At 42.1% G+C, this 20,705-nt stretch carries 17 protein-coding genes; 7 read left to right on the top strand and 10 right to left on the bottom strand.

Annotation, left to right across the window (positions count from 1 at the left end):
* Window positions 1–33: 33 nt before the first annotated feature.
* Genes ACZ47N_RS07150 through ACZ47N_RS07160 form a run of 3 tightly spaced genes read right to left on the bottom strand, consistent with a single transcriptional unit; the run spans window position 34 to window position 5,202 of the window.
* Window positions 34–1,554: a methyl-accepting chemotaxis protein gene (locus ACZ47N_RS07150; RefSeq protein ID WP_464885875.1), complete on the bottom strand. Its 1,521-nt coding sequence runs from the start codon at window positions 1,552–1,554 to the stop codon at window positions 34–36.
* A gap of 24 nt (window positions 1,555–1,578) precedes the next feature.
* Window positions 1,579–3,090 carry an HD domain-containing phosphohydrolase gene (locus ACZ47N_RS07155; protein ID WP_464885876.1) on the bottom strand — a complete coding sequence of 504 codons (1,512 nt, stop codon included), beginning with the start codon at window positions 3,088–3,090 and terminating at the stop codon, window positions 1,579–1,581.
* Between the two features lie 18 nt (window positions 3,091–3,108).
* On the bottom strand, window positions 3,109–5,202 hold the full coding sequence (locus tag ACZ47N_RS07160) for an ATP-binding protein (RefSeq protein ID WP_464885877.1): 2,094 nt from the start codon (window positions 5,200–5,202) through the stop codon (window positions 3,109–3,111).
* Window positions 5,203–5,550: 348 nt separating this feature from the next.
* On the opposite strand from ACZ47N_RS07160, the gene ACZ47N_RS07165 reads away from it, so the two are divergent.
* Window positions 5,551–6,459, top strand: a complete 909-nt coding sequence (locus ACZ47N_RS07165) for a chemotaxis protein (RefSeq protein WP_464885878.1) — start codon at window positions 5,551–5,553, stop codon at window positions 6,457–6,459.
* Window positions 6,460–6,512: 53 nt separating this feature from the next.
* Here the strand turns inward: ACZ47N_RS07165 and ACZ47N_RS07170 are convergent, their stop codons facing one another.
* Both ACZ47N_RS07170 and ACZ47N_RS07175 read right to left on the bottom strand, forming a co-directional pair.
* Window positions 6,513–6,983 carry a chemotaxis protein CheX gene (locus tag ACZ47N_RS07170; RefSeq protein ID WP_464885879.1) on the bottom strand — a complete coding sequence of 157 codons (471 nt, stop codon included), beginning with the start codon at window positions 6,981–6,983 and terminating at the stop codon, window positions 6,513–6,515.
* A complete protein-coding gene (locus ACZ47N_RS07175; protein WP_464885880.1) occupies window positions 6,974–7,846 on the bottom strand; it encodes a response regulator in 873 nt (290 codons plus the stop codon). Before ACZ47N_RS07175 ends, ACZ47N_RS07170 begins: the two co-directional genes overlap by 10 nt.
* Window positions 7,847–8,066: 220 nt before the next feature.
* Here ACZ47N_RS07175 and ACZ47N_RS07180 point away from each other — a divergent pair, with 220 nt between their 5' ends.
* Both ACZ47N_RS07180 and ACZ47N_RS07185 read left to right on the top strand, forming a co-directional pair.
* On the top strand, window positions 8,067–8,423 hold the full coding sequence (locus tag ACZ47N_RS07180; protein WP_464885881.1) for a hypothetical protein: 357 nt from the start codon (window positions 8,067–8,069) through the stop codon (window positions 8,421–8,423).
* A 199-nt stretch (window positions 8,424–8,622) separates the two neighbouring features.
* Window positions 8,623–9,867 (top strand): M20 family metallopeptidase, encoded by a 1,245-nt coding sequence (locus ACZ47N_RS07185; RefSeq protein WP_464885882.1) that lies wholly within the window; start codon window positions 8,623–8,625, stop codon window positions 9,865–9,867.
* 24 nt (window positions 9,868–9,891) lie between these two features.
* Here ACZ47N_RS07185 and ACZ47N_RS07190 read toward each other — a convergent pair whose 3' ends face one another.
* Both ACZ47N_RS07190 and ACZ47N_RS07195 read right to left on the bottom strand, forming a co-directional pair.
* Entirely contained in the window at window positions 9,892–10,794 is a 903-nt protein-coding gene (locus ACZ47N_RS07190; RefSeq protein ID WP_464885883.1) for a hypothetical protein, read from the bottom strand.
* A gap of 20 nt (window positions 10,795–10,814) precedes the next feature.
* On the bottom strand, window positions 10,815–11,174 hold the full coding sequence (locus ACZ47N_RS07195) for a response regulator (protein WP_464885884.1): 360 nt from the start codon (window positions 11,172–11,174) through the stop codon (window positions 10,815–10,817).
* Window positions 11,175–11,454: 280 nt separating this feature from the next.
* Here ACZ47N_RS07195 and ACZ47N_RS07200 point away from each other — a divergent pair, with 280 nt between their 5' ends.
* Both ACZ47N_RS07200 and udk read left to right on the top strand, forming a co-directional pair.
* Complete coding sequence (locus tag ACZ47N_RS07200; protein WP_464885885.1) at window positions 11,455–12,549, top strand: AbrB family transcriptional regulator; 1,095 nt, start codon at window positions 11,455–11,457, stop codon at window positions 12,547–12,549.
* A 26-nt stretch (window positions 12,550–12,575) separates the two neighbouring features.
* Entirely contained in the window at window positions 12,576–13,190 is a 615-nt protein-coding gene (gene udk, locus ACZ47N_RS07205; RefSeq protein ID WP_464885886.1) for a uridine kinase, read from the top strand.
* Here udk and ACZ47N_RS07210 read toward each other — a convergent pair.
* The 3 genes from ACZ47N_RS07210 to ACZ47N_RS07220 all read right to left on the bottom strand — a co-directional run bounded on the left by ACZ47N_RS07210 (window position 13,187) and on the right by ACZ47N_RS07220 (window position 18,614).
* Window positions 13,187–14,791: a Na/Pi cotransporter family protein gene (locus ACZ47N_RS07210; protein WP_464885887.1), complete on the bottom strand. Its 1,605-nt coding sequence runs from the start codon at window positions 14,789–14,791 to the stop codon at window positions 13,187–13,189. The genes udk and ACZ47N_RS07210 overlap by 4 nt on opposite strands.
* A 56-nt stretch (window positions 14,792–14,847) precedes the next feature.
* Window positions 14,848–17,256, bottom strand: a complete 2,409-nt coding sequence (locus ACZ47N_RS07215) for an HD domain-containing phosphohydrolase (RefSeq protein WP_464885888.1) — start codon at window positions 17,254–17,256, stop codon at window positions 14,848–14,850.
* A 209-nt stretch (window positions 17,257–17,465) separates the two neighbouring features.
* Window positions 17,466–18,614, bottom strand: a complete 1,149-nt coding sequence (locus ACZ47N_RS07220; protein ID WP_464885889.1) for an iron-containing alcohol dehydrogenase — start codon at window positions 18,612–18,614, stop codon at window positions 17,466–17,468.
* Window positions 18,615–18,891: 277 nt separating this feature from the next.
* Here ACZ47N_RS07220 and ACZ47N_RS07225 point away from each other — a divergent pair, with 277 nt between their 5' ends.
* Window positions 18,892–19,743 carry a helix-turn-helix domain-containing protein gene (locus ACZ47N_RS07225; RefSeq protein ID WP_464885890.1) on the top strand — a complete coding sequence of 284 codons (852 nt, stop codon included), beginning with the start codon at window positions 18,892–18,894 and terminating at the stop codon, window positions 19,741–19,743.
* 100 nt (window positions 19,744–19,843) lie between these two features.
* Complete coding sequence (locus ACZ47N_RS07230) at window positions 19,844–20,692, top strand: ABC transporter substrate-binding protein (protein ID WP_464885891.1); 849 nt, start codon at window positions 19,844–19,846, stop codon at window positions 20,690–20,692.
* Window positions 20,693–20,705: the final 13 nt, after the last annotated feature.

A 20,705-nucleotide genomic window follows, 5' to 3' on the forward strand; every position in this document is an offset into this window, starting at 1 on the left:
CTCGGCTACTCAATGGAAATGAATAAAGAATCTTTACGGACTTGTGTATCGTGTAAGGATTTGATTGATGATATAGGTTTCCTCCAGAAGCTTAAGGATTTCTTGGACTACTTCAGACAAATTACCTGCCTGCTCCTCAGTGGAAGCCATTACTTCTTCTGAACCAGCCGCATTTTCTTCTGCGATGGCAGATAAATTTTCTAAAATCTTCACGGTCCTGTTCTTTTGTTCCTCAATTTCCTGCATCAAGGTAGCAAAAGTAGCATTGCTTGTGCTGATGGATTCAATTAAATGACTCATTTGGTTAAAAGAGGTTTGGTTTTCTATAACATTTTCCAATTGTTGTTTGGTGGAGCTAAGAAGTTTTTCAATGGTACTCTGGGAGTTTAATACATTACTGTTCATTTTTTTGAGTACATGATCAATCTCTTTATTAAATCGGTTGGTCTCTTCGGCCAATTTTTTTATTTCTTCCGCAACCACTCCAAAGCCTCTCCCAGCCTCACCAGCCCTGGCAGCTTCAATAGAGGCGTTGAGGGCTAATAGATTGGTTTGTTCAGCAATTGATTTGATCATTTCATTGGCCTGCAGCACTTCTTTACTGCTGCTAACCGTATGCTCAATGGTGTCTTTCACCAGTAGGATTTCGCTATCCACACTTTCCACCATCTTTACTACTTTTTTTAAGGATTGGATGCCTTGATCTTTTTCTTTTGATAACTCAAGGGTCATTTCATTGATGTGATTGGATTCAGAAATGCTTTGATCAATCATATTGCCTAGATCGATGGTTAGGGACACTCCTTGTTCAATTTCTTTTGATTGATCCATGGCTCCTACGGCCAGTTCTTCTATGGCTTTAGACACTTCTAAAACACTTGAATCTATCTGCTCTGCATGTTCTTTGACCAATTCAATTTTACGATCCACCAATGCGAATTTTTCGATGATCGCCTTTAAATTCTTTTGATATACTTCGATGGACTTTGGGATGACTTGTTTTATGTCTTCAATTTTTTGGTGTACAAAATCCAAATCCAATTCGTTGATTCCCAGTAAAACAATGTCAATACCAAGGACACCGACTTTTTTATCTGCTATAAAAAATGGTTTTGCCACTGCAGTCATAAAGACAGGAATCCCTTCTAAATCATAGAAAAAAGGCTGCATAATCTGGATTTTTTCTGTTTCTAAAGGCTTTTTATAAAAATCTTCCTGATCGATATTTTCTAAAAACATTTTTTTAACGCCGGCTTTCGTTTGGTAGATATAGGTGTTTAAACGACCATGTGTTTCATAATGATCTTGGTTTTCATAGGAGCCATCCTTAAACTCATTTTTAAGGCCTACCACCCATAGGCCATAATAGGATGGATTAGCGGATAACAATCCTTCTAATTCCTTTTCGATGGCCTTGCGGTCGTTTGTTGTGAAAACAAGATTCTCCACGTCCTTAAAGGCTTGTTGAATAATTTGGTAATCAATTAAGATAGAATCCTTCAGGGCTTTTGATAAAATCTTTTCCTGTTGCTGATGATTCTGGCGAAAAAACATAGAAATTCTCCTTTTCCATTTATTTTAAACCCCAGTGATACGGTCCAGATGGGCGATAAATACCGACAACAATTCTGGGTCAAAATGTTTTCCAGATTGGCTGTTCAAGTACTCCAACACTTCTTCCAAGGGGGCGGCTTCTTTATAAACTCGCTTATGGGACATGGCATCAAAAACATCAACAATAGCCAACATTCTGGCCTTCAGGGGGATTTCTGTTCCTTTTAATCCTTCCGGATAGCCGGAGCCATCAAAACGTTCATGATGATAGAGGGCGATTTCCGAGGATACTTTTAATAAAGAGAGGTTGGACTTAGATAAGATTTTATGGCCAATGACAGGATGCTGCTTGATGACAGCAAATTCTTCCGCCGTTAATGGTCCCTTTTTTTTCAGAATATGATCCGGTATGGCAATTTTGCCAATGTCATGCATGGTACTGGCTATTTTAAGTATTTCGCATTCAGAGGCTGTAAAATCAAGGATGGTGGCAAATTGATACATAATATCCGCAATGCGACGCACATGACCGGCGGTTTCATCAAAATGACTTTCCACAATTTCACCTAAGGTAATAATCAACTCTTTTTGAGTGTGAGACACCATTTTTTCCATAACAAATCGATCCAGAGCCACATCGTAATTGGATAAAAACAAATTAATTAAGTTGAAATCATAAATTTCTTTAGCCCCTTCAATGTAGATATAACTATCGTTTAGAGAGTTTTGATCGTTTTTAACTAAAAATCCATTTTGGGCATGAAAAATCTTATGGGAAGAATTTTTACTTTCTTCAATTAAGGAAACAATAGGATCCAGGTCTTTGACTTGGCTTAGTTTTTTCCCCAGATGCTCTTTGTATTTCCCTGTAGCCGCCATAATATGGGATTCGTTATGCTCTTTTAAGGTAAGAAAACCGTCGCTTTGCGTAACAAATAGTATCTCAGCTTCCTCTTGGTAGAAGGAGGCGAGATTGTCTAGAATACTGGTTAAAAATTCATTGAGAGAACGATGCTCGAACAATTGAGAACTGGCTTTAATGATTTTTTCCAGCCCCTTACGGTGATGATCGATACGAGTCAAATCCCGATAACTTCGGAGGGCTGAATACGTTGAAGTGAAAAGACGTTTCATGGTCATTTCTGTTTTTAACCGATAGTCATTAATATCATATTGGCGAATGACTTCTTCTTCTGGTGCTTCTCCTGGCTGACCTGTGCGAAGGATGATTCGTGTCATTTGGTTCTTTAACTCATTTCGCAAACCGTCCACGACTTCTAAACCAGAATTGTTTTTTTCCATGACCACATCTAAAAAAAGAATGGCAGTATCTGGATTTTGAGCCAAGGCTTCCATGGTTTCTTTCCCAGAATAGGTATTGATAAATTCCAATCCCTTCCCTTCAAAGGTGAAATCCGCCAACATCATGCGTGTTATTTGATGGACTTCACGGTCGTCGTCGGCAATAATCACTTTATACGGTTTTTTTACTACTTTTGGGGCACTGGTTTTTTTAGCTAAAAAATCCATAGACATAAACAAACTTCCTTTCTCTTAAGGTTTAGCAGGGCTATCCTCCACAGGTACTTGAATGGTGAAGGTGGTACCCTGATTCTCTTGGCTAAAGCAGGAGATGCTGCCTCCTAGTTTTTGGGTGACTAAACTGTGAACAATGCTCATCCCCAGGCCACTACTACCTTGTCCTCGCCTAGTGGTGTAAAAGGGCTCAAAAATTCTATGTTGTACTTCCTCTGTCATACCAGAACCATTATCAGAATAGGTAAGCCCTAAGCTACGGTCTTCTATTTCAAGGGCTATGGTGATGATCCCATGAGGCTTATGGCCTAAGCCATGGAGGAGGGAGTTCATGATTAAATTTGTGAGAATTTGGGAAAAAACCCCGGGATAACTATCAATCCATAGGTCTTCAGGGCAATTGATCTGAAATTGATGGTGCTGATGTTTGTATTCATGCTTTAAACTTACCACTACATTGCGGATCACTTCTTTGAGACGAAAAGACTGCTTGGATTCAATATTTTGATGGACGGCTACCTCTTTAAAGCTATTCACCAGATGGGCGGACCGTTCTAGATTGTCTTCCAGTAGTTTTAGGCTTTCCTGTAGATCATGGAAATAACCATACAAGCCTTCTTCTGTTAAACTGCCTGCTTCCAATTGCTGGGATACTTTTTGGGTTTGATGACAGATATAAGAGACAGAAGAAATGGAAATGCCCAAGGGGGTGTTGATTTCATGAGAAATACCCGCAACCAATCCACCTAGAGAAGCTAGTTTTTCTCGATCAATTAGTTCTCGCATGGCAAATTTTAATTCTTCTGATTTATCATGAAATAAATCTTGATATTTTTTCTTGCTATGATGAAGCTTTTCAAAGGTAGCTTCCAGGGATACAGCCATTTGATGAAAGGAGGTGACTAGTTGATGGGTTTCGTCTACAGAAGAAGCTGTAATGGGCAAAGGAACATCCCAATTGCCAGCGGCAATTTCCTTTGCGGCCTTGGATGTTTGTTGAATAGGGGTGGTGATTTTGGTCAGCCACCAGATACTCAGACCAGTCACCAAGGAGACAAAGGCCAGAATCAGCATAACGGTATACTGTTGTCGCTCTTTCACAGGCCCCATGAGTCCTTCTTCTGGCAGGCTGACGATTACCTGCCAATTGGGAAGGTTGTCCATGGCCAAGGGATTACGGACCGTATAATAGGCCATGGATTGATGTTGAACCTGAACGGGTACTTCTGGAGGCACCTGATGATTCATGAAATAAGAAGCAGAGTGTTGAATCAAAGGATTATGAAGGGTGAAGGCTTTATCGATGGTGACTTCACCGGTATCCTCGGATACATGGATCCAGTCTTCCTGGCCAGAGTGAGCCACCAGATTCCATGATTCATCTACAATATAAATGACACCTTGACCAGAACGGACAATTTCGTCCTTCTGTAAATGACGTTGAAGGCCATGAAGAGAAATATCTACCGCGGTGACACCAGTAAACTGAGAGAGGGAATCGAAGATAGGAAGGATATGGGTAACCGTTACCTCCATTTTTTCGTCTTGGTTGACATACAAAGAGGACCAGCTAGCCACAGGATGGCTAATAAGAGGTTGGTAAAAAGGCCGTTGGTGCAAGTCGTAGTCCTCTATAACCAGAGAAGGTTTAGACTGGATAGATTCGTCTTCAAAAATAATCAAATGATCATTGGTGCGTTGATCCTTTATCATGACATTGGGAGTGCCGTCTTGATTGATTCGGAGGCCAGCATAGCGGCCTAGTTCATCGCCGTAGGATAAAACACTGGCTTGGGGTATTTCTTCGCCATAGGCATGGATGATTTTTTTCTGCAGTTCTTCAACCTGTCTTAAATCATCGTCTAAATAGAAAGAGGCTTCCTGAATGCCTTCACGAAAAAACTGGTTCATTAACATAGGCTCCATTAAGAGTTTCTCCACTTCTGATTGGGCATGTCGACTGAGGGCACTGGTCATTTGTCGTCCCTTTTCTTCGTATAAAAAATTGTAATCATAGTGGAGCAACACAATAAATGCCGCTACAATAATGATCACAATCCCTAAGAGAGAGCCAATTAAAATTTTCCGTAGAGACCATTTTTTCGTTTTCATCAGAGGACACCACTCCTATTAAAACACTATTGTAGCCTATTATACCCTATTTTAATGAAAATAAAGATAAAAACGGAAAAGATAGAATCAGAGAAAATTGGTTTATTGTCAGAAAATAGTGGCTGTGATAGAATGAAGTGAAAAACTGGCCAAAAGAGAAGAATCATAAAATTGATCAAGACTTTTCGGTTATATGCCTGGTCTTCGGGTATATAAAATGGACATAAGAAAAACATATAAGGATGGTCAGCAGCTATGATAGAGACCCAGGACTGAAGAAAAACAGCAGCAAAACCTGAAAGAAGGTTGTCCAGGCTATGGGTGGAGGATAAAAAAGGGGGAATTGTATTGGACAAACAAAAAGGAATTTTGTTAGAAAGCGGTACCAACGAACTGGAAATAGTTGAGTTTAAAATTGGAGAAAATTATTTTGGTATTAACGTGGCAAAGGTGAAAGAGATCATTACCTTTATAAAGCCTACCAGCATCCCCAATTCCCATCCTTGTATTAAAGGAATTTTTAAACCCAGGGATGAGGTGATTACAGCCGTAGACCTGCCAAAGTATCTTAATTTTCCTGAAGCAAGTAGCGATCAGGCACGGTATATTATTTCTCATTTCAATCAAATCACCGTTGGTTTTCTAGTGGATGCCGTAGTAGGGATTCATCGTATTTCTTGGGAAAAAGTGGAAAAACCAGATGAAACGATTTTTTCTGGCCATGAAGGAATTGCTACGGGGATTGTAAAATTAGACGAGAAATTAATTGTGGTATTGGATTTCGAGAAAATATTGGCGGATATCAGTCCCAATACTGGAATTCAGTTGGCAGATGTTTCTAAGCTGGGACCTAGAAAACGAAGCGAAAGGCCTATTCTGATTGCAGAAGATTCTAAGATGTTGGCCCATATGTTGTTGGATTCTCTAAATGCGGCAGGCTATACGTATGTTACGGTGATGCCCAATGGAAAAGAGGCATGGGACATATTGGAAGCCATCAAAAAAGACAAGGAAAAACCTTGGAAGGATCGGGTAGCACTGCTGATCACAGACATTGAAATGCCTAGAATGGATGGCCACTCTTTGTTGAAAAAAGTAAAAGAGGATGAAGTGCTTCAAGAATTACCAGTCATCGTATTCTCTTCCTTGATTGACGACCAGATGCGGGCCAAAGGGACATCCTTGGGAGCCGACGATCAAATTAGTAAACCAGAGATAAATCGGTTGGTAGAAACCATAGACAGCTTGATTTTATAGGGTAAGACACAAAAAAGCTTTTCCATAGTCATGGAAAAGCTTTTTTTATTCCTTTATTTGTTTTTTGCTTCGACGGCCACATTGATTTGAAGGGCCAATCCATCGGCCATCATTTCAATACAGATGTATTGAGGCATATTCATGACCACCTCAAAATTATCTCCATACATCAAGGTAGGCGTAGAGATATTGGTTTCGATATCCATTTGAGAAAAATTAATGCTGGCATTAGCCGTTAGCATATTAGAAAGTTCTGATAAAGCACTTTCTGCCATGGTATCCAGAGTTTCTACGGGCATTCCCATCATCATTTTGGACGCAATGGCTTTGGCTGTCTCCATTTCCAGGTTGTATACCACATTGCCTTGGAGTTCTCCGATAATACCTAGGTTCATAATCACCCCGCTGCTTTGGAGTTTCCCTTCGCCTAAGCGCAAATTTTTACGCTCAATGGTTTCGAAGCCTAGTTGAGGCATGACATGCTTAAAGGCATCGATAAAAGGATTGATCCATTTTACATCCATGTGATCTCCCCCTTTGCAAATCCAATGGTCATGGCGATTTCCCCAAAGGATGTATTGGCCATAAAACTATTGCCAGTAACATTAGCACTGGAAAGCACTAGCGAATCCCCATGATAGACGGTTGGCGGTGCTAGCCGCAGGTCATAAAAAGGTTTCATTCGATTAATGGTAGAGCAGGCATTGCCAGCAATCATATTGGCAATTTCTGCGGCCATGTTTAGAACATCTTCTAATTCCACCTTCTCTTGTTGCAGGATTTTCTCGACGATTTTCACGCCGGTTTCGTAGGAAAAGTCCATAACAAACCGTCCATTAAAGGCACCTATAACACCAATGACCACAGATACGCCCTGAGACTCTTTAAAGGACCCTTGGATTCGTTTTCCTTGGGCTTTTTCACCGGCAAAACGATTAATATTGTCTAATAAAGCTTCTTGAAAAGATTCGTTGCTTAATTCAAGGAGCTCCAAAAGCATTTCTTCTTCACTGGTAATCCGGTGAATGACATTTTTGAGTTCTTCTGGATCAACGGGTTTTTGAACATAGCCAGAAGCCCCAGCTTTTTTAGCGCGTTTCACGATGGTATCATCTTTCATGGAACTAATCATAATGACCCGAGCATTCGGATGCATTTTTTTAACGGCTTCGGTGCATTCAATGCCATCGGTGCCTGGAATGGTCATGTCCATGGTGACGATATCTGGTTTTAAGCTAGGGATAACCTCTTGGACCTCCTCTAGAGAGCTGGCCTTTCCAACAACTTCTAGATCTAGTTGTGTCAGCATATCGCTTAAGATGCGAATGGAAAATGGCGAATCGTCTACCACCACAACCCGTTTGCCTACTGGTTTTTCTGTACTCATTAGCACACCATCTTTCTTTATGATTTCACATGATATACGGAAGAAATTTCTTTTATTATATCAAAAAAATAACAGGAATGCACCAATTATCGGTGTAATATTAGGATTCAAAGGATTCTGTGATAAGTTTATTTCCTTTTGTCACATAGTTGCCACAATCCCTCTTTATAATGAACTTGTAGCATACAGTGAAGAAAAAGAAAAAAGGAGATGAATTTAAATGAAAAAAAGATGGAAAGTAGTAGCCGTGAGTTTATTGATTATGGGCCTTAGCACATCCATGGTTTTAGCAGAAACATCGGGACGAGGCAATAGAGATGGCCAGAAGATAGGCCATCAAATGGGGTCCGTTGAGGAAAGATTGGAGTTTAAAATCCAACGCATTGAAGAACTCATAGAGCTGGATCAGTTGACAGCAGAAGAGGGAGCTGAGCTGGAAGCGGTAATGATCGAGCGAATGGAAAATTGCTCTGGGGATGCTGCTGGTCGGCCACACCATGGTCCCTTGGGCATTGGATTTGGAAGGACTTCTGAAAGAGGGCATGGACAGGGTAGAGGTCATCATTTTAGACGCTAGTTAATGAACAGAATAATGTGATTGATTCTATAGAACCTTATAGAAGTTCCTTGGGAGTCCCTCCTTTGGCAAAAAAGATGAATCATTCATCTGTTGTCAAAAGGAGGGATTTTTGCTGAAGAAATTCGCAAGAAAAAGTGGGAAATGATATACTAGAAAAAGAAAAACTGTATCCAAAACCATTCAAGGAGTGAGACAAATGATTAAAGCAACGGATTATTTTCAACGGCAGGAATTAATTAACCTGACCAAAGATTTGCTTCGGATTCCCAGTCATGTCGGCGTAGAAACCCAGGAAAAAGAAGTGGCTGCCTACATGTTAGACTTTTTTCAAAAGCATGGAATCCATGCTCATCTCCAACATGTAGAGAAAGAGCGAAGCAATGTAATTGCTTTTATCAAAGGAAGAAAATCACCAGAAGGAAAAAGTTTGATGCTAAATGGGCATATTGATACAGAAAAGCCAGACGACATGAATGAAGCCTTATTTGGTGCGGAAATCAGCTCTAGAGATTTGTTTAGCGGGAAGGTGAAAGAAGGATATATTTGGGGTCGGGGAGCCGTGGATATGAAAGGGCCTGTAGCTGCCATGATGATGACCTTGGTGGTTTTAAAAAGGGCAGAACAGGAATTGGACGGGGATATTGTGTTCTCTGGTGTAGTGGGTGAAGAAACACGAAGCAAAGGGATGGAAAGTTTGGTGGCCTGTGAAGAATGTTTAGGAAGTCATGACATTACATTGGACGGAGCCGTAGTAGGGGAACCTACAGATTTTAGATATGTAGCCAGTCATCGAGGATTGGTCTGGTTGGATATAAAGTTCAAAGGCAAAGGAGCCCATAGCGGTAAACCACACCAGGGGATCAATGCCATTGAAAAAGCCGTAGAATTCCTTAATAAAGTAAAAGAAGAGCTCTATCCCAAACTAAAAGAGCGAAAACATGATTTTATGGGAACGTCTGTGATGAATATTGGCACCATTAAAGGCGGGACTGGCCAGTCAACCGTAGCGGAAGAAGCCTTGGTAAGGTTGGATCGACGCTATGTAGAAGGAGAATCCCTAGAGTCAGTGATCCAAGAGTATCAAGATATTGCCGATGAAATGAAAGAAAAAGATCCAAGTTTTGATATTGAGATTTGCCAAACCCCAGAAAGCGTTTCTGTTCTTCCACATCCGCCGCTTAATACTGGAATGGATGAATCCATTGTTTTAGCCGTAAAGGAGGCCCTTTCCAGGGTCCTAGGGGAAGAACCGGAAGTGCAAACTGAGTATGGGTGGACGGATGGAGCCTTGATTTCCAATTACATGAAGATTCCTACGGTGGTATTTGGGCCAGGGGATATTGCCCTAGCCCATACATCAGAAGAAAAAATTGAGATCAATGATTTGGTGAAAAGCGTGGAAGTCTATACCCAAATAGCCGATGAGTTTTGTGTGTTTTAAGCCTTACATTTCTCATAGGGCTGGTTAGCCATGAGCAGCTGAAACGACCATTAAGGTGATGGCTCCGAAGTTGGTTTGAAATTGTACGGCAATGCAAGGATCTGTTTCTGGGTCTGGTAGTGCTGAAACCACTTCTGGTGGTAAAAGGGTGGAAGGCTTGGAAGCATCCGACAACCATACCGTAAAAAGACCGTTATGCAGGTTTAGAAACTCAGTAACAGAAGCCGCTGCCAAGGCTTCTTCGCCATGAATTGGCAGGTTTCCATGCTTTTCTGCAAAGGGATAATAAGTCTCATTGTCCATGGCTAAATAAGCAGTTAAGGAAACCCCACCTTGAATTTTCTGGCAGAAGACTCGAAAATCCTCCGCAGGGATTCGATGGTTTTCAATATCTAGGATGGCTTTATGATCGACAAAACGAATAAGATTACGCATAAAAAGAGTACTGTAGGCGCTGAGCACATCATGATGAGGAATGCCTGCCAAATCGCATTGTAATTTGACATAAGGGATTAGCAATTGGTCCGCATCGCCTTGCTCCAGGGCTTTCAGTTCTTCTTGGGTTAAATTATTCTCTTCTCGATAATCCGATAAAATGCCTTCCATTTCAGAGGCGGTAAAAATACCTTTATCCATTAAGATCTGTGCTAGTTTGGCGCCTCCCTGGACTTGGTGTTGGAGCAACTGATCTCTTTGATCTTCCGTTAGAAATCCTTTTCCAATGGCTACTTCACCAAATTTGGCGTCTACGTTTCGCTGTGCTAGGTGGGTTTCCTCTACTTGTTGGGAGGTCATAAGGCCTTCGTGCATGGCCAGTACCCCAAGGCGTAAACGTGTATTCTTTTCTAAATCCAGCATTTCCTTAAGGGTTTCCGAGGAGAGAAGGCCTTTGCGTAACAAATAGTTTCCAAGATAAAGATTGAGCACGATATCACTCCTTTGTGTATTTAAGCATACGTGTCGATAATTTTCTTCATGACTTCATCTGTCCAAGGTTTCTGAACAAAATCCATGGCCCCGGCATCAATGGCCTCCCGCAAGGTTTCTCGATTGCCAACAGAAGATAAAACAATTACTTTGGCCTGGGGGTCTGTTTCTAGGATTTTCTTTAAACTGCAGATGCCATCCATTTCAGGCATGACAATGTCCATAAAGACCAAAAAAGGAGCTTCTTCCGAATACATAGTGACGGCTTCTTTTCCATTGGTGGACTCTACTACTTGAAAATTCTTCCAATTTTCTTGAAAGTATTGCTTGAGCTGTCTTCGAATCAGCAACGAGTCATCACAAATCAATATTTTTTTCATCTCATATGCCTCCTGTTCCTATAGCTGCTATGTTTTCAAGCCTTCTAACATCACACGGATAAGTACCATTTCCTAAGGAAGGCCCAAGGTTTCTAGTTGCCTAAGGAATTTTGGGTACCGTTAAAGCCATTATATACCATAAACCTGATGCTTTACTAGTGTATTTTCGAGTTTTACCCTGGCATATTGAATCTCCATGAAACAAGTGGTATCTTTAAAAGGACAGCAGGTTTTCGAGATGCCATAACAAGACAAACTAACATAAGGACGTGAACCGAAGGTGACTGTTTTAGAACCAATTTTATTGCTTACCCTGGCTTTGGCAGGGTATTTATTGTTTTATATCCTTCATATTCCAACACCAGCATTTTTAGGACCCTTTGCGATCCTATCTCTAGCTGGATTAGCAGGCTTAGAGGCAGCTCCCTTTAGCAATTGGCTCGTCCTTTTGCTTCAGTCTATGTTGGGAGCGAATATTGGTGTCAAGGTGACTCGTCAGATTTTTCAGCAGATGAAAGACCTTAAGGTCCCTAGCCTGATTATGATTGGTTGGACCCTTTTCCTCAGCTTTGGATTAGGCCTGGTATTAGTGGTCTTTTTTCAATTAGATGTGGCCACGGCACTTTTAAGTGCGACCCCCTCTGGTGTATCAGAAATGGGATTACTGGCACTGGCATTGGATGGGAATGTAGGCATTGTAATGGTTTTTCAGTTGTCTCGCTTGTTGATTGCGGTGATTTCTTTTCCGATCATTGTGGAAAGAATGACGAAAAACACGGAAAAATCCAGTAAAAAATCTGCCTGGTCTGCAAAAGTCAACAAGAGAGTAGATTCTCTGGCACAAGCAAGGAACAAGTGGAAGTCTCTTTCTTGGCCAGGGATGGAGATCATCCCTTACGGGACAACTTTTGGGGTTGGATTGTTGGGAGCGGTTTTAGGCACTTGGCTCAACATTCCCGCTGGGGCATTGATGGGAGCCTTTTTTATAACAGGAGCTAGTGTGGTGGCCGGCATCCCTTTAAAGCCACCAACCCCAGCCCTTAGCGTGATCATGCAGATGGGCATCGCCGTGATGCTGGCCTTGAATATCATGAATAGCCCTATGGAATCTCTTTCAGCCATGTTGATGCCAACCCTTGGATTTTCAGTGATTATTTATTTAGGGGTATATGGAATGTATAAGATTTTGAGAAAGGCAACAGGTTGGGATCCAGCCTCCTGCTTGTTAGCGGCGGCACCTGTAGGGTTGACACCCATGAGTATCTTAGCCTATGATTATGCGGAAAGACCATTGGAAGTTGTTTTATTGCATATGACTCGAGTCTTGGTAGGAAAGCTGATCATTATACCCGTGATCATTGCTCTGTTGGTGTAAAGAAGAGGAGGAGGAGAAAAAAATCAATGAAAAATCCAATACTGATTGGGGTGACAGGCGGCACCGGATCTGGTAAAAGCACCGTAGCCAAGCAGATTTTACGACAATTACCAACCCAGAGTATTGCAACGATTCCCCAGGATGCCTATTATAAAAATCAGGACCACCTTCCCATGGAAGAGAGGATCAAAACCAATTACGATCATCCCATGTCTTTTGAAACAAATCTATTGGTGGCTCATTTGAAAAGTCTGTTGGCAGGAGAAAACATCCAGATGCCCCAGTATGATTTTCAGCGTCATACCAGAAAAACAGAAACCGTGACAGTGGAATCAAGAGATATTATTATTTTGGAAGGGATCCTACTTTTTAATGAACCAACCCTTCGGGAATTAATGGATATTAAAATATTTGTGGATACAGATGCAGATATTCGGGTGATTCGCCGAATCAAACGGGATATTAGGGATAGAGGAAGAAGTTTAGACTCTGTTATTCATCAATATCGGACCACCGTACGTCCAGCCCACCTTCAGTTTGTAGAACCCAATAAAAAGTATGCGGACATTATTATTCCGGAAGGCGGAAAAAACATGGTGGCCATCGATATTTTGGTGACCAAAATCAAATCCCTTCTTTAAAAGTCTCCTGTCACCACTTCTGCTAAATTGGTGGCATGGTCGGCCACTCGTTCCAGATTGCTGATAACATCCAGAAAAATTACCCCAGACTGAGGCTGACAGACTTTCTGGTTTAGTCGTTGAATATGTCCTTTCCGTAACCTTCGTTCCATGCTATCCACCCCATGATCTTTGGAAATAACCTCCCTGGCCAGGGAGGTATCTTCTTTTTCGAAGGCGTCCATGGCCTTGGAAATCATTTCATCCACCAGTTGATGCATTTCTTCCAGTTCGACCAAGGCTTCTTGGGAGAAGGTTAATTTTTCATCCATTTTGAGTTCAGCCAGATGAATAATATTATGAGCATGGTCTCCAATACGTTCCAGATCACTGCTAAAATGCATTAGAGAGGTGACGGTTTTAGATTGGCTCTGGCTTAGAGAACTTTGAGAAATGCCTGTAAGAAAAAATACAATCTCTTTTTCAAGCCGGTCGATCAGATCTTCTTTTTGGCGGATGGCTCCAATTAAGCTTCCATCGTTATGAACAAAGACATGGAGGGAGTCTTGAAGCATTTCTTTGGCAATCCCGGCCATTCGTAGCAATTCTTGACGGGCGGCTCCAATGGCGATGGAAGTGGTTTGTTGTGCTTTGGCATGGATGTACTTTGGGCCAGTTTCCACCACTGGTTCCTCCCCAGGCATGAAACGGTGAACTAGTTTTAAAAAAGGCGTTAAAAAAGGAAAGAATAGAAGTACGTTCAATAGATTGAAAATCGTATGGGCATTGGCCACTTGTCGGGTGACACTGTTGCCGGTGGCCATCACCAAGGATAAAAAGGGTTGAAAAAAAACCAGTGCCAAGAAGACTCCAGTCACCTTAACCGTAACAATGGCCAATACCGCACGACGGGCCGTTAAATTGGTTCCAATGCTGGCAATGCCAGCCGTAATACTGGTGCCAATATTGGCACCAAGGACAATGGCGATGGAGGAAGGGGTATCAATCATTCCTTGAAGGGTCAGGGCAATCACCACACCAGCAGTGGCACTGGAACTTTGAATCAGAGCCGTAAAAAGAGCACCAGCTATAATGCCAAGCACAGGTGCTTGGCCAAAGGAAGCCAGCATTTGAATAAAAGGAGCATAATCCCTCAAAGGATTCATGGCCTCGGACATGGTATTTAAGCCTAAAAATAGGAGGCCAAATCCCAAGATGGCCTGACCAATGGGTTTGTAAATTCGTTTGCTGGTAAAGAGATGGAGATAAGCACCAATGGCAACGGCAGGATAAATGATAACAGAAATATCAAAGGAAATGATCTGAGCGGTCACCGTTGTACCGATATTGGCCCCCAGCATAGTACCTACAGTTTGGGATAAATTCATTAAACCAGCACTGGCAAAGCCAATGGCCATGACGTTGGTGGTACTGCTGCTTTGGACCAGTACGGTGACGATAATTCCCGTAAGGGTGGCCATATAGGGGTTAGATGTTAAAACCTCTAGAATCCGATGCAGCTTTTCTCCGGCTGCTTTTTCTATGCCGGTAGACATTTGTTTCATTCCATAAAGAAATAGCCCAAGACCTCCCAAAAGACCAAGGGTAAGGGAAAAGAACATAAATGGTAGCCTCCTTCTGTGATCTTGCCAGATCCATTATAACAGAAAAAAGCCCATTAGAAATCCATTTTTAGCACATCCTTGACAAAAATAGCCGTTAGATCTGGATCAAACTGAGTACCAGCATGAGCCAGTAGTTCCATGGCTGCTTCCTCCGAAGATCTAGAAGGCCGATAACTTCGTTGGCCCACCATGGCATCATAAGCATCAGCAATGGTAATAATCCGTGATTGCAAAGGGATTTCTTCTCCTTGTAATCCTTGGGGATAACCAGTGCCATCCCATCGTTCATGATGAGAGAGCACATAATCTGCCGTGTCTTGCATATCGTTGACAGCACTCAGAATCCGATAGCCTATTTCTGGATGTCGTTTTATTTCCAAGTATTCTGCTTCGGACAGCTTGCCCGGCTTGTTTAAGATGCCCTCATCAATGGAGATCTTACCAATATCATGGAGCAGGCCAATGCTCTTCATTTCATTGACGCCACGGTCACTAAACTCCATAGCCTGAGCAATTTGCACACATAGATCCGACACCCGCTGAGAATGCTTTTCTTCTCGCGGGTTTTTTTCATGGAGGGTATTCATAATGGCGTGAACGGTCTTGCTTCGCATACTGGGTCTTTCAAATAATTTCTTTTGGTACATATAGTTCTCTGCATTCTGGAATATTTTCTGCATTTCTTGGGTTTCGTCGGTTTTGGTGTCCCATCCAAAAGAAATGGAAACTTCCACGGTTTCTACCTGGGTTTGGCGGCCTTGGTCCCGAATTTTTTTCACCAAGGTTTCGGCTGCTTCATGGCTCATTCTGGGAAGGAGAATAAGAAATTCATCGCCTCCAATACGGCCAACAATTTCATCTCCAGGACAGGCATCCTTTAGGAGGGAAGCTGCGGTTTTAAGGAGTTGATCCCCTACCTGTTGACCAAAGGAATCGTTTATGAGTTTTAAGCCGTTGACATCTGCCATAATGACGCAGAGAGGATAATTGGAAGGATGGTCTAGTCGCTGGACAGCTTCTTCTAAAAAACGACGATTATACAAACCAGTCAACTGATCGTGATAACTTAAAAACTCAATTTTTTCCAGATGCAGCTTTTCTTGGGTAATATCCCGGGAAAGACCGATGACTTCTTGGTTGGTGGAAGGGACCAATCGTAGTTCAAAAACCTTTCTTTCTTCTTGGAGGATCAATTCATATTCAAATTGTTGGAGAGAGCCTTTCTCTGCAGCTTTCTGAATATGATCAAGGGTTTTATCTGCAAGGGGGGCTGGGATCACTTCTTTTAAATGCTTGCCAACAAACTGTGAAACGGGAAACAGCAATTCGTGTTCAGGGTTAGATTGGCAGTCCAGCAAGTGACCTGCTTGATCAAAGACAAATAGAATGTCAGGCAGGGCATTGATAATTGCTCGACTTTTTTCTTCGCTGGTGCGAAGCTGTTCTTCCTGAAGCCGCAGGGAATCCAGTTGGTCACGGAGTTCTTGGTCCATGGCAACCAGCTCTTCCATGGCGGCCTCCATTTCTGTATTAACAGAATGCAATTCATTGGTTTTACGACGTACCATAAGCCGGAGGGTAAGGACAGAAGCGACTAAGAGAGAAATAAGGACCAAAACAGATCCAAGGATCCAGCCATAGCGATAAAGAAGATTGACAACGCTAGGCTCTTCGTAAACCCCAAGCCATTCTTCGTAGAGTTCTTGGTATTCTCCGGTGGCACTAAGGATTTCCATACCAGCATTCAAGAGCAACAGGAGCTCTCGATTCTCTGGCATAAGGGCCATGGCATACTGATTGGTGGTTAAGCTTAAACCTTGAGGAACCAGATGGTTCATGTCATAGGCCTGGATATTATAGAGACCAGGTAGCTTGAGTACGGCGGCGTAGTCATAGGTTCCATCGGCAACAAGCTCCATGACTTCTCGGACATTTTGGACGTGCACCAGATTAAAATCTAAATCTTCCTGTAGGCTTAAATACTCTGCTACAATATCGGCTTCCTGCACTACAATGGTAGCGCCGCGGATTTCTTCTAGACTGTCTACTTGAAATCCTCTTCGAGTAAAAAGATCGCCAGAGGTAATACTGTGGTAGGTGGTGAAAGCGTATATTTCTTCCCGCTCCGGCGAACGGAACATGCCAGAAATTCCATGGATTTCTCCATTTTCCAAGGCTTCTCTTATGACCGTCCATTCATCTAGACGGATTTCCACAGGGAGATCCATGACTCGGCCAATGGCTTTGGCCAGTTCCACATTAAAGCCTGTTGGGTTTCCGTCTTCATCCAGATAACTGTAAGGAGGATAATTAATATCGTCGCCTATGAGGATAGGAGGACTGGTTTCTTGATCCATCCCAAAAGAAGGAAGGAGAGCCTGTGAGAATATAGAGGCTAAAATGGCTAAAAGTACCACCCATTGGATTTTTTTTCGAAGATGGGACGAAATATAATGGAGCATAAGAGCACCTCGTTGAATGAATTGATTGACGCCTATATTCCTAGTATACACCAAAAAATTGAAAACAAAAGATGTGGATAGAAATTGTAGAAACATAAAATACAAAAGCCGTGGAATTAAAGAAGGTCAAAAAGAATGGAATGCCTTAGATGGGGTATATATGGAAAAGAGAAAGGGTCTGGCATGAACGCCAGACCCTTTGGAAAAACCTAGGAGGATAGACCCTGATAAGCATTCTGATAGATGGATTTAATGGCCTCCACATCAGGCTTTCGGGGGTTTGTCAGGGAGCATGGATCCGCCAAAGCATTTTGACTCATACGATCCAGTACTTTTTGAAAATCTGCATCTGAGATGGAAACCTCATCCACCTTATTGAAGGTAAGAGGAATGCCAATTTCTTGGTTTAAAGCCTTTAATGCTTGAGCCAAATCAGCAATGCCCAGTAGTTGCTCTACTGCTTTGTACTTATGGGTTTGAGTTTTATTGTACTCCACAACATAAGGCATCAAAATCCCATTGGCTAGTCCGTGGGTGACACCAAATTCTCCGCCGATTTTATGGGCCATGCTGTGAACAATGCCAAGAGAAGAATTGGTAAAGGCCATTCCAGCAATAGCTGAGGCATTGTGCATGGCTTCTCGGGCTTCCATATTCTGTCCATCCTTACAGGCCGTAGCTAAGTGCTGGAATACTAAGCGAATGGCTTCCGTTGCCAAGGCGTCGGTATAGCTGGATGCATTGGTAGATACCAAGGCTTCTAGGGCATGGGCCATTACGTCCATTCCCGTATTGGCTGTGATATGAGCTGGCATTTTCGCTGGTAAATTGGCATCTAAAATAGCAATATCTGGTGTCATTTGGTAGGAGACTAATGGATATTTGATATGGTTTTTGCGGTCGGTGATAACTGAAAAGGCTGTAATTTCAGAAGCGGTGCCACTGGTAGAAGGAATCGTTACGAAACGTGCTTTGTTTCGTAGGGGTGGAAATTTTCCTTCTATTAAATCTTGAAAACGGGTATCCGGCTGCTCATAATACACCCACATAATTTTTGCCGCATCGAGAGCTGAACCACCGCCAATGGCAACAATCCAGTCCGGCTGAAAGTCAGCCATGCGTTTACCGCCTTGGATAACGGTTTCGATGGAAGGATCTGGCTCCACACCGTCAATAATAGCTACTTCCATAGATGCTTCTTCTAAATATTGTTGAGCTTGGTCTAAAAACCCATGTTTTTTCATGGACTGTCCTCCGGTGACCAACATGGCTTTTTTTCCTTTAAGCCCCGATAAATAAGATAGGGACCCTTGACCAAAAACAATATCTCCGGGAACTCGAAACCACTTTAAATTCATTGACATCGCCTCCTAAGGGGGTTCTAAAATAGATAAAACAACAACGTTAAATATTTAACGTTTAACCGTAAATAAAAAGAAATGCTCCTGATCCTGGCTGTAATACTTGCGGAAAATCCGTGGAAAAAGCTGTTTTTTTTTGAGGTGATTCATATGCTTCCTCGGTTCCTTCAGTATATAGCCATTCTACTTGAAAAACTAACGATTTTTTTATATTATTAGAGAAATATTTTTAATCCGCGGATATTGTCAAAGAAATAACAAAGGGTGAGTGAAAATGTTACGAAGTTTTGATCGGGTACAAGAAAGGATTAATGGGATGGAAACCGAATATATTAAGTTGCTGACCTATGATCTTCCATCAAACTTTACCGATTATTATCAATCTCGTTGCTATACACGGTTTTGCACGATTCTATCCGGAGAGAAAGAGGTCAGCATAGATCAAGGCCAATCTTTTATCTATGGGGCCGACCAACATTTGCTATTACCGCCACATTCTAATGTTCTAATGAAAATTGAGAAACCAACCAAAGCTCTGGTGCTTGAGTTGAACCATGAATTAATCGAGAAGGTACTTCAAAAAACCCCTTTGGAGAAAGTAGCTTACGATGCCTTGGAACAAACGGTTCATAACCGAGTGAAGGTTGGCCATAATCATCAGAGCATAGCAGAAGAACTTTTAAGAATTTATCAGTTGTCCACCATGAAGCAAAAAGGAACATCATTTTTGATGGATTTAGCAGCTCAAAAATTAGTGTATGAATTGATTCAAGATCAGAGGGTATATGCCATGCTGAAGACTCGATATTCAGCAAGGATAGAAAGAATCATTCAGTACATTGAAGAAAAAATGCATGAAAAAATTAATCTGGAAGAAATTGCCAAAGATAACCATATGTCAGCCCCTGCCTTGACCCAACTCTTTAAACACCATACAGGAATGACCCCCCTCTCTTTTATCAAAACCCGAAAAATGCAGCGAGCCTCTTTTTATCTGCAGGAACACTCCGTCACCCAGGTGGCCATGATGGTAGGATTTGAAAGTCTCTCTCATTTTATCAGGGTATTTCGAGAAACCTATGGGGAAACACCCAAACAATATCAGCTTCTCCGGCAGAAGAAATAATAGAGAAGTCTTGAAGCCTTCATAAGATTTAGGCCATTCCTTGAAATTGACACATTTCCCTGGGTTTTATATAATGCAGAGTAGGATAGGAGTGGAAAAAATGAAGGTACATAAAAGAAAGTGGAGGCTTGGAGTTTGGCTATTGGTACAGGTGTTGCTACTATTGGTAACAGCTTGCGGCACTTTTTCTGGGTCGGCATCGGAAATGATTTTAGCTACAACAACCAGCACAGACAATAGTGGGCTGCTGGACTACATCCTCCCGGATTTTGAAGCTCAGTACGGAATCGATGTAAAAGTAGTAGCCGTAGGCACTGGTGCTGCCCTTCAAATGGGCGTAGATGGTGAAGCGGATGTCTTGTTGACTCATGCCACAGACCAGGAAGAAGCCCTGGTTCGAGCTGGCGATACGGTGGCACGTTTTGATGTGATGTATAATGATTTTGTCCTCCTAGGCCCTGTGTCAGATCCGGTTGGCTTGGAAAAAAAAGCAGCATCCGATGTGCTGCGAGGATATCAGCTCATTGCAGAAAATGAAGCTTTCTTTGTTTCCAGAGGCGATAATTCTGGAACCCACAGCAGAGAAAAGGAACTGTGGGAAAAGGCTGGAGTGGAAGACCTATCCGGCCACTGGTATATAGAAGCGGGACAGGGCATGGGAGATGTGATTCAAATGGCCAATGAATTGGAAGCCTATACCATGACAGACCGTGCCACCTATTGGTCTATGGTGGAGGCTGTGGATCTTGAAATTTTCTTGGAAGGCGATAAAGCCCTTTTCAATCAGTATGGTGTCATGGCCGTAAATCCAGATAAGGGGCCATATATCAAAGGGGAAGCAGCGGAAAAATTTTTAGAGTGGATTTTATCAAGGGAAACACAGGAAAAAATCGGAGCATTTGGGATCGAAAAATATGGGGAGCCTTTGTTTTTTCCAAATGCTAATTAAGATTTTCTTTGGA

The organism is Tindallia texcoconensis (assembly GCF_055383815.1).

What these genes read in the sequence shown, in the direction of transcription:
- ACZ47N_RS07150 (WP_464885875.1), bottom strand. Translation starts at nt 1,554, where the DNA reads ATGTTTTTTCGCCAGAATCATCAGCAACAGGAAAAGATTTTATCAAAA.
- ACZ47N_RS07155 (WP_464885876.1), bottom strand. Translation starts at nt 3,090, where the DNA reads ATGTCTATGGATTTTTTAGCTAAAAAAACCAGTGCCCCAAAAGTAGTA.
- ACZ47N_RS07160 (WP_464885877.1), bottom strand. Translation starts at nt 5,202, where the DNA reads ATGAAAACGAAAAAATGGTCTCTACGGAAAATTTTAATTGGCTCTCTC.
- ACZ47N_RS07170 (WP_464885879.1), bottom strand. Translation starts at nt 6,983, where the DNA reads ATGGATGTAAAATGGATCAATCCTTTTATCGATGCCTTTAAGCATGTC.
- ACZ47N_RS07175 (WP_464885880.1), bottom strand. Translation starts at nt 7,846, where the DNA reads ATGAGTACAGAAAAACCAGTAGGCAAACGGGTTGTGGTGGTAGACGAT.
- ACZ47N_RS07180 (WP_464885881.1), top strand. Translation starts at nt 8,067, where the DNA reads ATGAAAAAAAGATGGAAAGTAGTAGCCGTGAGTTTATTGATTATGGGC.
- ACZ47N_RS07185 (WP_464885882.1), top strand. Translation starts at nt 8,623, where the DNA reads ATGATTAAAGCAACGGATTATTTTCAACGGCAGGAATTAATTAACCTG.
- ACZ47N_RS07195 (WP_464885884.1), bottom strand. Translation starts at nt 11,174, where the DNA reads ATGAAAAAAATATTGATTTGTGATGACTCGTTGCTGATTCGAAGACAG.
- udk (WP_464885886.1), top strand. Translation starts at nt 12,576, where the DNA reads ATGAAAAATCCAATACTGATTGGGGTGACAGGCGGCACCGGATCTGGT.
- ACZ47N_RS07210 (WP_464885887.1), bottom strand. Translation starts at nt 14,791, where the DNA reads ATGTTCTTTTCCCTTACCCTTGGTCTTTTGGGAGGTCTTGGGCTATTT.
- ACZ47N_RS07215 (WP_464885888.1), bottom strand. Translation starts at nt 17,256, where the DNA reads ATGCTCCATTATATTTCGTCCCATCTTCGAAAAAAAATCCAATGGGTG.
- ACZ47N_RS07220 (WP_464885889.1), bottom strand. Translation starts at nt 18,614, where the DNA reads ATGAATTTAAAGTGGTTTCGAGTTCCCGGAGATATTGTTTTTGGTCAA.
- ACZ47N_RS07225 (WP_464885890.1), top strand. Translation starts at nt 18,892, where the DNA reads ATGTTACGAAGTTTTGATCGGGTACAAGAAAGGATTAATGGGATGGAA.
- ACZ47N_RS07230 (WP_464885891.1), top strand. Translation starts at nt 19,844, where the DNA reads ATGAAGGTACATAAAAGAAAGTGGAGGCTTGGAGTTTGGCTATTGGTA.